The sequence below is a fragment of the Acidovorax sp. KPB24-07 genome (genome assembly GCF_057543315.1).
On record NZ_BAAJYS010000111.1, the window covers coordinates 1 to 11,695 of the forward strand.

Consider the following 11,695-nt stretch of genomic DNA (forward strand, 5'->3'; position numbering starts at 1 on the left):
CGCTCACCGGCCTGGCGAACCGGCGCGGGCTCGACCTGGCGCTGGCGGCCGCCATGGCCCGTTGCACGCCCGAGCATCTGGCGGCCGTGTACATGCTCGATCTGGACGGCTTCAAGCCGGTGAACGACAGCCACGGACACGACGTGGGCGACCAACTGCTGGTGGCGGTGACGGCGCGCCTGCACGAACACCTGCGCCACACCGACACCGTCGCCCGCATCGGCGGCGACGAGTTCGTGGTGATGGCCAACGACCTGGCCAGCCCCGAGCAGGCGCATGCGCTCGGCAACCAGTTGCTGGATGCATTTCGCACCCCCATCGTGCTGGGCGATCTCGAACTGTACGTGGGCCTGACCATCGGGTATGCCCTGGCGCCCCTGGACTCCACCGAGCCGGCCCTGCTGATCAAGCTGGCCGATGCCGCCATGTACACCGGCAAGCAGAGCGGCAAGTTCTGCGTGCGGCGCAACACCGGGGACCTGGCGCTGTCGTCCGCCTAGTGTCGCCCCGGCCGACCCTCACCGCCCCTCCACCTCGAGCACCCTTTTTCCGTCCATCGTCCAACCACCCAAGGAGCTTCACCCCATGGCCCATCGCAAGAGTCCCGCCCGCATTGCCAAGGACGCCCGCGTCGCCCACCTGAACGCACTGGCCGCTAGCCAGCCCGCAGACGATCCCACCCCCTGGCAGGCGCTGGCCGCGCTGGAAGACGGACTGCTCGGGCGCATCATCGTGCCCGGCGACCCAAGATATGAAAACGACCGCCAGGAGTCCAACCCGGCCTTCCAGTCCTACCCGTGGGTCATCGTGTATTGCGCTTGCGAGAACGATGTGGCGCTGTGCCTGGCCTACGCCCGCACCTTCAACGCCTGGGTGGCCGTGCGCTCGGGCGGCCACAGCACTGCCGGCTATTCGGTCAACAGCGGCATGGTGATCGACCTCAGCCTGCTGAGCGGCGTGGTGCTGGATCGCGCCCAGGCGCTCGTGCATGTGCTGCCCGGCACGCAGTTCGAACAGTTCAATGCCGCGATGAACCACACCGGCTGGCACGTTCCCACCGGCGCCTGCGGCAACGTGTGCGTGGGGGGCTTCGTGCAGGGGGGCGGCTACGGCTACACCTCGCGCGCCTTCGGCATCCAGAGCGACCTGGTGGATTCGATGCGCGTGATGCTGGCCGACGGCACCACCGTGACGGCCAGCAAAACGGAGAACCCGGACCTCTTTTGGGCGCTGCGCGGCGGCACGGGGGGCAACTTCGGCGTGGTGCTGCAGGTGACCTACCGCATGGTGCCGCTCGACCAGGTGTGGGCATGGTCCATCAGCTGGGATGCGGCGCACGCCGCGCAGGTGCTGGAACTCTTCCAGACCAGCTACATGAAGGTGGGCGCGCCCGACACGCTCGGCTACATGATGAATCTGGGCTACCTGAACGGCAAGCCCGTGTACATGGTGCAGGGCATGTTTTGCGGTTCGCGCGAGGATGGCATGCACGCCATCGCCTCCCTGCTGGCCGTGCCGAGCGCAAAGCTGCTGGTGGACAAGACGGGCACCTACCCGGACATGAACAGCTACCTGGAGAACGAGCCCTACGAGTTGCCCGACAACCTGCCCGCGCACATCTGCGAATCCAAGGCCAGCGCGTACATCGCGCAGCCGGTCACCCAGGCCCAGTGGCAGCAGCTGGTGGACTACTTCAGCACCTCGCCCAACACCTGGTCGCTCGCCTACCTGGAGCCCTATGGCGGCGCCATCAACCGTTACCCCGCGGCCGACAGCGCCTTCATCCACCGACACATGGACTGCGACCTGGTGGTGGACGTGTTCTGGCGCGACGAAGAAGAGCGCGCCCACATGGAGCTGTGGCTGGCAGGCCTGATGGAGCTGGTCAAGCCGTGGCTGTGCGGTGCCGTGTACCAGAACTACCCCGATGCCACACTGGAGAACTTCGCCGACGCCTACTGGGATGCCCCCACGTACGCCAAGCTGCAGCAGGTCAAGCTGCAGTACGACCCGACGAACTTCTTCCACTACGCGCAGAGCATCGCGCTGCCGCCGCCTCCGAAAGAGTGATCCGGAGCGTGCAAGCCGCACGTGCCACTCGCCGCGAGGACGGGCGGCATGCCGGCCAGGCCGCCCGTTCGGTCAAGGCCGCTCGGCAGGCGGCTCGGCGTAGCGCACGCAGCCCGAGCCCGCGCGCTTGGCGGCATACATGGCCTGGTCCGCCCGGCCCATGAGCACCTCGATATCGCCCTCGATGGGCGGATACGTCGCCACACCGATGCTGGCGCCCACGCGCACGTCGCGCCCCTCCACCCGCATCGGCTGACCCAGGGCATCGATGATGCGGTGGCCCAGGCTGTTGGGGGCGCCATGGTCCACGTCGGTGTCCAGCATCACCAGGAACTCGTCGCCCCCGAGGCGTGCCACGGTGTCCTGCGCGCGCACCACGTTGCCCAGGCGCTTGGCCACGAGCCGCAGCACCTCGTCGCCCACCTTGTGGCCCTGCTCGTCGTTGATCTTCTTGAAGCCATCCAGGTCGATGAAAAGCAGCGCCACCGTGCCGGCCTGGTGGCGCGCGGCCTCCAGAGACCGCTCGCAGCGGCGGTGGAAAGCCGAGCGGTTGTACAGGCCGGTGAGCGAGTCGTGATTGGCCAGATACTGCTGCTGGCGCGAAATCTCGATCTTGGAAGAAACGTCCTGCACCAGCGACATGATCGAGGTCACCCGCCCTTCGGCGTCGGTGAGCGCGGAGTTGAACCACTCGCAGTGCATCTCGGTGCCGTCGCCGCGCAGAAAGCAGGTTTCCACGCGGTTCTGGGATTCGCGGCCCGATTGCAGGCTGGCCAGGGCCTGGGTGAGGTTCTCGTCCATGGCCGCCGTGCCCGGCAACGCCAGCAGCGACCGCGCCTCGATCTGCACCACGTCTTCCCAGCCCATCAGCTGGATGGCACGGCGCGAGCAGTGCAGCAGCCGCAATTCGTGGTCCATCTCCAGCACGGCCAGAGGGCTGTTGTCCATGTGCGAAGACAGCCGCTGGTTGGCCGCGCGCAAGGCATTCATGGTCACCTGCAGCTCATGCACATCCAGGGCCGTGGTGACGAAGCCGTCGATCTCGCCCTGGGCGTTGCGCCAGGGCGCAAGGCAGATGGTGCGCCACTCCTCGAAGCCTTCGGGGTTGTGGACCAGGCGCTGATAGTTCAGGCGCTCGCCGCGCAACACCCGCTCCACGAATGGCATGAAGCGCGAATGGTTGTAGTCGCCGTACAGCTCCAGCAGCGTCTTGCCCACCAGCTCCGAGGCGGGCGCGCCGAACCAGCGGGCGTATTCGTCGTTCACGTACACCACGCGCTGCTGCCGGTTCACCGCCGCCACGGTGGCGCCCACGCTGCGTGTGAGCAGCCCCAGCATCTCTTCGGCTGAAAACTCGGCAGCCGCCCTCGACGCGGGCAGCGTGCGAAATCCCGGCAGCTCGTTTGGCGTCATACGGCGGGAACCTTTGACTGTTGTCGTTGGCGGCGTGGGCAACCGGGGCTAAAAGGGGCGCTGCGGCAGCCTGCCGCTGCCATTCCCCGGCATTCCGGCTTGCGCGGGGCAGCTTATCACTTTCTGTTACCAATGCCTCAGCGGATGGGCTGGCGGGCCGCCGCTGGCGCGAGTGGCCGGCGCCCGTCAATCCGCCCAGGTCACCCACCCGGTCCAGGCGGTCACCAGCACCACGATGCCGAAGCCGATGCGGTAGTACGCGAACGGCACGAAGCTGTGCGTGCTGATGTAGCGCAGCAGCCAGCGCACGCAGAGCCAGGCGCTGATGAACGAGAACACCAGCCCGACCGCGAACAATGGCACGTCGCCCACCGTCAGCAGGTGCCGCTCCTTGTACAGGCTGTAGACCCCGGCACCGATCAGCGTCGGGATGGCCAGGAAGAACGAGAAGTCGGTGGCCGCCTTGCGAGACAGCCCCAGCAGCATGCCGCCGATGATCGTGGCGCCGCTGCGGCTCGTGCCAGGCACCATGGCCAGGCACTGCGCCAGCCCCACCTTGAGCGCATCGAGCGGCGTCATGTCGTCCACCTCGTGCACGCGCACCGCGCGGGGCGAACGGCGCTCGGCCCACAGGATGACGAAGCCGCCCAGGATGAACGTACTGGCCACCACCACGGGCGTGAACAGGTGCTCCTTGATGAGCTTGCCAAAGATCAGCGCCAGCACCACGGCGGGCAGGAATCCGATGATCACGTTGAGTGCGAAGCGCCGCGCCTGCCGCTGCGTGGGCAGCGCCACCACGGTGGCCCGGATCTTCTGCCAGTAGACCAGAATCACCGCGAAGATCGCCCCGGTCTGGATGGCGATATCGAAGACCTTGGCCTTGGCATCGTCGAACCCGAGCAATGAACCCGCCAGGATCAGATGCCCGGTGGAAGAGATGGGAAGAAACTCGGTCAGGCCCTCGACCACCCCCATGATGGCGGCCTTGACCAACAATACGACATCCACTGGCGCTCCTTGAAATGACAGGCGGGATTATCGGCGCGCGGCAAGAGCGGCGGAAGATTCCGGAGCGCCATGGCACGGCGGCCTTCTCGCCTCGGCTCAAGCATCAATTCCATTGGTGCTCAGCAAGAAGATATATCGTTTTCGGTTATGCCTTTTGTTTTCTAAAGTCTGGGTCATGTCGAACTTCCACACCACGGCGACGCCATGACAGACATCCCTGCACGCATTCCTTTCCATCTTGCTTTTCCCGTCCGCGACATCGCGGAAGCCCGCGCTTTCTACGGGCAGCTGCTGGGCTGTCCTGAAGGGCGAAGCGCTCCGGAGTGGGTCGATTTCGATTTCTACGGCCATCAGATCGTCGCCCACCTGGCACCCGAGGAATGCGGCCACAGGGCGAGCAGTGCCGTCGACGGGCACGACGTCCCCGTTCGGCATTTCGGCGCCATCCTGCCCATGGACACATGGCAGGCGCTGGCAGACAAGCTGGCTGCGGTGCATACGAAATTCGTCATCGAACCGTACATCCGGTTCAAAGGCGAACCTGGCGAGCAGGCAACCATGTTCTTCCTGGACCCCTCGGGCAATGCCATCGAGATGAAGGCTTTCGCAGACCTGGGTTCGCTCTTCGCCAAGTGAGAACGCGCGATGCACCTTCCCTCACCACCCGCGCTGGCGTGACCGCGGTGCGCATGGCGCTTGCGGCTTCGGCCTCTGCACAAACCGATACCTTGAAAAAGATCAGGGAGTCGGCGACGGTCACGGTGGGCATTCGCGATGTATCCGGCGCCATGCCGTTCACGAAGGGGCTGTGCAACCCGACCGGCTTCAGGTGAGATAGCGACCGGTGACGCCACGGACCCGCATTGCGCTCTTTCGAAACGGCACGGTGGCCAACCTGTCGGACTTTGCGCAAAAGAAGGGGCAGGCCCCGGAGATCGCGGCCCGGACGGACGGTCTGGTCATCACATCCGCCACGGCCGTGATCCGGGTCGACAGGGAAAAGGCTGCCATCGGAGCCGACCACGCCACCGCGGTATCCCTGCTATGGCGCTTTGGGACGGCGGAAGGCCAGCATTTGCGCCTTGGCCCCGGCGGGAGCCTTCACGCGGCCGATCTGCGAAGCCTCTGCCAGGCTGCGCGAGAAGTGGGCGACGAACGGCGAACGGCTCTGGGCCCGACGCTGGAGCAACCCGATTTCACGATGGAAGGTGTGTTCCTGCAGCGAGATCACACGCACGCCATCGGGCAACGGCAGGTGGGCTTCCACCAGCGGAACCAATGCAACGCCCACCCCTTTCGATGCGAGATGAATGAGTCCGGGAATCTCATCCAGTTCGACGGCCTCATTGACCGCCAGGCCCTGGCGCCGCAGGAAACCTTCGACCATTCGGCCACCGAACGAGACCCGGTCGTAGCGAAGAAATGGCCGAGCCTGGATCAAGGTACGCCAATCCTTGCGCGCCGTCTCCTCCTTGGGAACGATCAGCACGAAGGGCTCGTGGACGAGCGATTGCCACGCCAGGTCGGAGGGCATGCCGAAAGGAGGGCGGATCATCACCGCGGCATCGATTTTTCCCGCGTCGAGATCGTCCATCAACCGCATGGAGACACCGGGAGATACATGCACGCGGACCTGCGGAAACAGGCGCCTCAGTCCCTCCAGCGCACGGGCCACAAGCGTCGGCTGCGCCGAGGCAATGGAGCCGATGCGCAGAACACCTTGCGTGGCGCTTTCATCGGGGGGATCACCGAGCCTTGAAAAGAGCGCGCAGATGACCTCCGCACGCTCGACAGTCGTCTGTCCGGCCGCATTCAGCGTTGCAGAGCGGCCGGTCCTGTCGAACAAGGGAAATCCCAACGCGTCCTCCAGGCGCTTGATCTGGCTGCTGACGGCCGACTGGGTCAGTCCGATCTGCTCCCCCGCTGACGCGAAGGTTCCGTATCTGCAAACCGCGATGAGGGTCTTGAGCTCGGGGATCATCTCCGAAGCATCCCAGAAATCGATGGAAAACCCAAAAAACCGCTGATTTTCTGGTGGCTCAGTCAGAGGGCCGCAAGAGAGCCCGCCTAGAAGTAGCCGTGCGACGGCACCTGCACCTCTTCATCATTGGCAGCACTGCCGGCCCCCACGGGCTCCTGCACCACGACCTGGTTTCGCCCGCCTTGCTTGGCCATGTACATCGCGGCATCGGCACGGGCGAAGAACTCGAGGGCGGTTTCGCCCAGCACGTATTGGGTGACACCGATCGACACCGTCACCCGGCCCCGCAGGCGGGGGTTTTCCCAAGCGTGCGACTCCACCTGCACGCGGATGCGCTCGCAGGTGTTCAGCGCAGGCAGCAAGGGCGTCGCGGGAAAGATCACCAGGAATTCTTCGCCGCCGTATCGACCGAAGAAATCGTCAGCCCGCACAGCGCCCTGCCCCAGCTTGGCAAAGGTGCGAAGCACTTCGTCCCCCTCCAGGTGGCCCATTTCGTCGTTGATCCGCTTGAAGTGATCCAGATCCACCACGGCCAGGCAAAGCGGAATGCCGCTTTCGTCCGCCAACTGCTTTTGCTCTTCGAGGGCGGCCAGGACGGACCGCCGATTCAGGCATCCCGCCAGGGCATCACGGCGCGCGCTTTCGGTAATGGAGCGCACTTCGCTGCTTTTCTTTTGCAGCAACCGGTGCAACATGCGCACACGCCCCATCAACAGCACATAGGCGGGTAATGCCAGTGCCAGCGACACGATGTGCAGTACTTCCAAGCGCAGCAATGCGGCATTCTCGTCCTGGGCATAGTGCAAACCGCTGATAGCTCCGTAGACCGCAAGGATACCGACGCACACCGCCAGTGCCATGTTGCGCGACAGGGTGAACAGGCCATAGGCCATGACCACGAACAAAAACGGCGCCAGAGCGATCTGCGTGACGGGCTCCAGATAAAAAACCAGAAGCAATGCGCCCGCCGAGCCGATCACGATGGGCAACCGCATTTGGCGGTCGGCGAAATGCTCGTGGACACCCAAATAGAAAAGGCCCATGAAAGCGACCACCAGCAATGCGATGAGGGCCGCGACCACCAGCACCGTGGAAAGCCCCACCACGCCCAAGGCAAAGTAAACCAGCACGCAAGCCAGATACAGCAAGCACAGCAGGACCGGCACCATCCGCGTGCGGGGGCGGTCCATGCGCCGCCGCAGCATCAAGGCCACCCCCAACTCCGATTGGGGTGAATGCGTGGAGGGCTCGAGTTCGTGCAACTCTTCGCTCATTGGAAACGCATCCGTATTTTCAAAGCGCATGCGCCGGCGGGCACGTAACGTGTCCCATAAATCCCTAAAACCCATGGAAGTGTTTCCTTACGATCGAACCGATGCTCGCGCCTTGACCAGTGATAAGCAAAATTTCATTGCCAATATTACATATTGGTTCATTTAGGACAATAGTCGAAGCGCAATAAATAGGCTTTCTCGACATCCCATTCAGGAAATCGAGACAGTGGGCGGTTTAAGCGGACCTTGCCTACAAGCCTTTATTCAATAAGGCAGTAAGACAGCAGCCCGTTGCACGGCAACGCGCGCCCCGGCGCGGGCTCCGAGCGTAACCGGGTCGCGCGCTCTCGTTTCAACGAATGCGAACCGAGTTGCGCGGTAAACACCCGTTGGCGATTGGAAAGAGCGGCAGCTTAAAGGTCAAAGGAGGTTGCCTGGTTTCCCAGTCACGGATCCAACCCTTGAGAAGCTGTCAAAAACCATATGAAACACATATACTTCACATACGTTTCGTATAGAGGTGACTGATGGGAATCGTCAAAATTTCGGATCTGATGCACGAAAACCTGCGCGTGGCAGGCAACGCACTCAGCCGATCGATCAATGCGCAGGCCGAGCACTGGATGCGCGTCGGCATGCTCACCGAGCTGTATCCGGAGTTGAACCACCGGGAAATCTGCCAACTGCTGATCCGCGCCGAGCTCGCCGGGGGACTGGACATCTCGGTGGCTGCAACGGCCTCCTCGGGCAAGCCCGCCCCCTCCTCGCCCGGGCAACACTGATGGCCAGCGACATTCGCATCAAGTCGGCCGAGCAGATCGCGATGGCACGGCAGGCGGGGCAACTGGCCGCGGAGGTCCTCAGCATGGTGGCACCCCACGTCGTGCCCGGCGTGAGCACCGAGGCGCTCGACCGCATCTGCCATGACCACATCGTGAATGTCCAGGGCGCCATTCCAGCCAACGTGGGCTACCAGGGGTACCCCAAGACCATCCTGACCTCCGTCAACCAGGTGGTTTGCCATGGCATCCCTTCGCCCGACAAGATCCTGAAGCAGGGCGACATCGTCAACATCGATGTCGCCGTCATCAAGGATGGATGGTTCGGCGACACCAGCCGCATGTACTTCGTCGGCGCCCCCAGTACCTTGGCCCGGCGCCTGGTGGAGACGACCTATGAAGCCCTGCGGGCGGGCATCCAGCAGGTCCGACCCGGAGGGACGCTGGGCGACATTGGCCATGCCATCCAGTCCGTGGCTCACCGGGAGCACTTCAGCGTGGTGCGGGAGTACTGCGGACACGGCATCGGTCAGGTCTATCACGAAGATATGCAAGTGCTGCACTACGGCCGCCGCGGAGAGGGGCTGCGGCTGGAACCGGGCATGGTTTTCACCATCGAGCCGATGCTCAACGCGGGCAGACGCGAGACCCGGCAACTGTCCGATGGGTGGACCGTGGTGACGAAGGACCGATCCCTCTCCGCCCAGTGGGAACACATGGTGGCGGTCACGCCCGAGGGGTACGAGGTGCTCACCGCTTGGCCCGAAGGGACGGGCACCTACCCGCCCCTGACCGCCGGCAAGCCAAGTCCCTGATCCCAGCCCAGCGGCCCCTCTACCTCAGAATGGGCGTGACGCCGGGAAGCTCGCACGCATAGATCGCATTGCGCAGGGCGGCAATGACCTCGTAGCGGGGAAAGCTCCTGCGCCAGGCCAGCACGATCCGACGCACGGGTGGCGGCTGGCCGGATTCCTGCTGGATGGGCAGGTAGCGGATCTGGTTGTCGTCGTTGCGGCGGCGCTTTTCGGCGGGATGCTCATCGTCCTTGCGCCGCTTGTAGCCCGAGTGCATCTGGTCCTGCGGCACCGACAGGCGCGGCACGAGGGTAATGCCCATGCCGCGCGAGACCATGTGCTTGATGGTTTCCAGCGAGTAGCCTTCGAAGGTGTGGCTCACCCCTTCCGCATCGCCCAGGGCCGGCGCTGCCTCCGGGCTCAGTGCTTCCAGGTGTTCCCGCAAACTCTCGTCCGCCTCCAGCAGCAGCAGCGTCTCGCCCTGCAGTTCGGTCGTGGAGACGCTTTCACGCCGCGCCAGGATGTGCGAGGCAGGCACCGCCGCGATCAGGGGTTCATCGTACAGGGCCGCCTTGGCCAGCCCGGTGGAGCGAAAGGGCTCGGCCATGATGGCGCAATCGATCTCCCCGGTGCCCAGCATTTCGATCAGCCGCTCCGTGAAGCTGCCCTTGAGAATGAGCTCCATCTGCGGCGTGCGGGCCTTGGAGTGGTGCACCAGCTCGGGCAGCAGATACGGACCGACGGTATAGGACACGCCGATCTTGACCGTGCCGGCCAGCGGGTCCTTGCCGCGCTGGGCGATTTTCTGGATGGCGGCCGCATGCTCGAGGATCCGCCGGGCCTCGTAGACGATCTCCTCACCCACCGGCGTGACCGACACCTGTCCCGCCGTGCGCTCGAACAGCTTGAGTTCCAGTTCCTCTTCCAGCTTCTTGATGGCCATCGACAGCGAGGGCTGGGAGACATTGCAAAGGTGGGCTGCGCGGCTGAAACGCTTTTCCTGCGCAAGGGCGACGATGTACTTGAGTTCGGTGAGCGTCATTGTCTGGGGCGAAAAGGGACGGCAGCTGGGGTGACTCGGTTTAACACCAATCCATGAAGCAAGTATTACGCTGATTTCATTGCGCCGACTGAATACGCCGATGCGGGCATCGCGTCATTGCCTGCGCCAGGACCGGGGGTGCACCGGGGGCACGGTAGCACCCTCCTGGCCACCGCTGGTTTCCAACCGCTTCACCAGACGCTCACTGCGCCCCTGCCCCGCCTTCCCACCGCGCCTGCCATCCCCCACCCAGCGCCTGCACCAGCGTGGCGGCCGCCAGCTGCCGGTTCACCTGCAGCTGCAGCAGCGCGCGCCGTGCCGACAGCGCGGTGACCTGGGCCGTCACCACCTCGGTGTAGCTCACCTGGCCCTCGCGGTAGCGGTTCAGCAGTTGCTGCTCGGTGAGGTTGGCGGCCGACACGGCTTCCTGGCGCAAAGGCTCCTGCGCCTGCAGCGTGCGCAGCACGGTGAGCTGGTCCTCCACGGCCTGGAAGGCGGTCAGCACCGTCTGGCGGTAGGTGGCCGCGCGGGCGTCGCGGGCGGCCTCGGCCCCTTCCACCCGGGCGGCGATGGCGCCGCCGTCGAACACCGTCTGCGCCACCGACAGCCCCAGCGACCACAGCGCGCCGGAGGCGCTGAACAGATCGCCCACGCTGGTGCCGCTGCGGCCCAGCGAGGCCGTGAGGCTCAGGCTGGGGTAATAGGCCGAGCGCTGCACGCCGATCTGCGCATTGGCCGCGGCCACCGCACGTTCGGCCGCGGCAATGTCGGGACGGCGCTGCAGCAGGGTCGACGGAATGCCTGCGGGCACCTCGGGGGCCCGCATGTTCCAGGGCGCGGGTGGCAGCGTGAACGAGGCCGGTGCCACCCCCGTCAGCACGGCGATGGCGTGTTCGTAGCGGGCGCGGTTTTGCTGCATGGTGGCGAGATCCGCGCGCGCGTTGGCCAGCTGGGTGCGGGCCTGCAGCACGTCGGAGTTGGCCACCACGCCAGCGGCGTAGCGGTTCTGGGCGATCTGCAGGCTGCGCTCGTAGCCCTGCACGGTGGCCTGCAGCAGATTGATTTCGGCATCGGCTTCGCGCAGCTGGAAATAGGCCGACACCAGCGAGCCCACGGCAGACAGCCGGGCAGAAGCCAGATCGGCTTCGCTGGCCTGGGCATTGGCGCTGGCGTTGTCCACTGCACCGCCCAGGCGCCCCCACAGATCGGGTGCCCAGTCCGCACCCAGTGCCGCCTGGGTGGTGGTACCGCGGCGGGTGGAGCCCTCGCCGCCCGCGCGCGAGCCGCTGCCCGACAGGCTGACCGAGGGCAACAGGCCGGCGCGCTGCTCG

General features: G+C 65.1%; 12 protein-coding genes. 6 read left to right on the plus strand and 6 right to left on the minus strand.

Annotated features, from left to right (window positions below; genetic code table 11):
• The coding region (locus AC27IQ_RS13075) for a diguanylate cyclase domain-containing protein (protein WP_487089721.1) at window positions 1–500 on the plus strand (500 nt) is incomplete at its 5' end.
• A gap of 85 nt (window positions 501–585) precedes the next feature.
• Window positions 586–2,070: an FAD-binding oxidoreductase gene (locus AC27IQ_RS13080; protein WP_487089722.1), complete on the plus strand. Its 1,485-nt coding sequence runs from the start codon at window positions 586–588 to the stop codon at window positions 2,068–2,070.
• Window positions 2,071–2,142: 72 nt separating this feature from the next.
• On the opposite strand, the gene AC27IQ_RS13085 is transcribed toward AC27IQ_RS13080, so the two are convergent.
• Window positions 2,143–3,483: a diguanylate cyclase domain-containing protein gene (locus AC27IQ_RS13085; RefSeq protein ID WP_487089723.1), complete on the minus strand. Its 1,341-nt coding sequence runs from the start codon at window positions 3,481–3,483 to the stop codon at window positions 2,143–2,145.
• 186 nt (window positions 3,484–3,669) lie between these two features.
• Complete coding sequence (locus AC27IQ_RS13090) at window positions 3,670–4,494, minus strand: undecaprenyl-diphosphate phosphatase (RefSeq protein ID WP_272564344.1); 825 nt, start codon at window positions 4,492–4,494, stop codon at window positions 3,670–3,672.
• Between the two features lie 204 nt (window positions 4,495–4,698).
• Here AC27IQ_RS13090 and AC27IQ_RS13095 point away from each other — a divergent pair, with 204 nt between their 5' ends.
• On the plus strand, window positions 4,699–5,130 hold the full coding sequence (locus AC27IQ_RS13095) for a VOC family protein (protein ID WP_487089724.1): 432 nt from the start codon (window positions 4,699–4,701) through the stop codon (window positions 5,128–5,130).
• 38 nt (window positions 5,131–5,168) lie between these two features.
• Complete coding sequence (locus AC27IQ_RS13100) at window positions 5,169–5,327, plus strand: hypothetical protein (RefSeq protein WP_317351995.1); 159 nt, start codon at window positions 5,169–5,171, stop codon at window positions 5,325–5,327.
• A 209-nt stretch (window positions 5,328–5,536) separates the two neighbouring features.
• Here AC27IQ_RS13100 and AC27IQ_RS13105 read toward each other — a convergent pair whose 3' ends face one another.
• Window positions 5,537–6,475, minus strand: a complete 939-nt coding sequence (locus AC27IQ_RS13105; protein ID WP_284428936.1) for a LysR family transcriptional regulator — start codon at window positions 6,473–6,475, stop codon at window positions 5,537–5,539.
• An 86-nt stretch (window positions 6,476–6,561) separates the two neighbouring features.
• Window positions 6,562–7,824: a GGDEF domain-containing protein gene (locus AC27IQ_RS13110; RefSeq protein WP_284428937.1), complete on the minus strand. Its 1,263-nt coding sequence runs from the start codon at window positions 7,822–7,824 to the stop codon at window positions 6,562–6,564.
• Window positions 7,825–8,276: 452 nt separating this feature from the next.
• Between AC27IQ_RS13110 and AC27IQ_RS13115 the strand changes: the two genes are divergently transcribed.
• Both AC27IQ_RS13115 and map read left to right on the plus strand, forming a co-directional pair.
• Window positions 8,277–8,531 (plus strand): ParD-like family protein, encoded by a 255-nt coding sequence (locus tag AC27IQ_RS13115; protein ID WP_272564350.1) that lies wholly within the window; start codon window positions 8,277–8,279, stop codon window positions 8,529–8,531.
• On the plus strand, window positions 8,531–9,343 hold the full coding sequence (map, locus tag AC27IQ_RS13120) for a type I methionyl aminopeptidase (RefSeq protein ID WP_487089725.1): 813 nt from the start codon (window positions 8,531–8,533) through the stop codon (window positions 9,341–9,343). The genes AC27IQ_RS13115 and map overlap by 1 nt, the downstream gene beginning before the upstream one ends.
• A gap of 19 nt (window positions 9,344–9,362) precedes the next feature.
• Here the strand turns inward: map and AC27IQ_RS13125 are convergent, their stop codons facing one another.
• Entirely contained in the window at window positions 9,363–10,364 is a 1,002-nt protein-coding gene (locus tag AC27IQ_RS13125) for a hydrogen peroxide-inducible genes activator (RefSeq protein ID WP_317351982.1), read from the minus strand.
• Window positions 10,365–10,566: 202 nt separating this feature from the next.
• On the minus strand, window positions 10,567–11,695 hold a 1,129-nt coding region (locus AC27IQ_RS13130; protein ID WP_487089726.1), incomplete at its 5' end, for an efflux transporter outer membrane subunit.

Bases quoted from the DNA above. Each gene is read 5' to 3' on its own strand.
- AC27IQ_RS13080 (WP_487089722.1), top strand. From the start codon at position 586: ATGGCCCATCGCAAGAGTCCCGCCCGCATTGCCAAGGACGCCCGCGTC.
- AC27IQ_RS13085 (WP_487089723.1), bottom strand. From the start codon at position 3,483: ATGACGCCAAACGAGCTGCCGGGATTTCGCACGCTGCCCGCGTCGAGG.
- AC27IQ_RS13095 (WP_487089724.1), top strand. From the start codon at position 4,699: ATGACAGACATCCCTGCACGCATTCCTTTCCATCTTGCTTTTCCCGTC.
- AC27IQ_RS13105 (WP_284428936.1), bottom strand. From the start codon at position 6,475: ATGATCCCCGAGCTCAAGACCCTCATCGCGGTTTGCAGATACGGAACC.
- AC27IQ_RS13110 (WP_284428937.1), bottom strand. From the start codon at position 7,824: ATGGGTTTTAGGGATTTATGGGACACGTTACGTGCCCGCCGGCGCATG.
- AC27IQ_RS13115 (WP_272564350.1), top strand. From the start codon at position 8,277: ATGGGAATCGTCAAAATTTCGGATCTGATGCACGAAAACCTGCGCGTG.
- map (WP_487089725.1), top strand. From the start codon at position 8,531: ATGGCCAGCGACATTCGCATCAAGTCGGCCGAGCAGATCGCGATGGCA.
- AC27IQ_RS13125 (WP_317351982.1), bottom strand. From the start codon at position 10,364: ATGACGCTCACCGAACTCAAGTACATCGTCGCCCTTGCGCAGGAAAAG.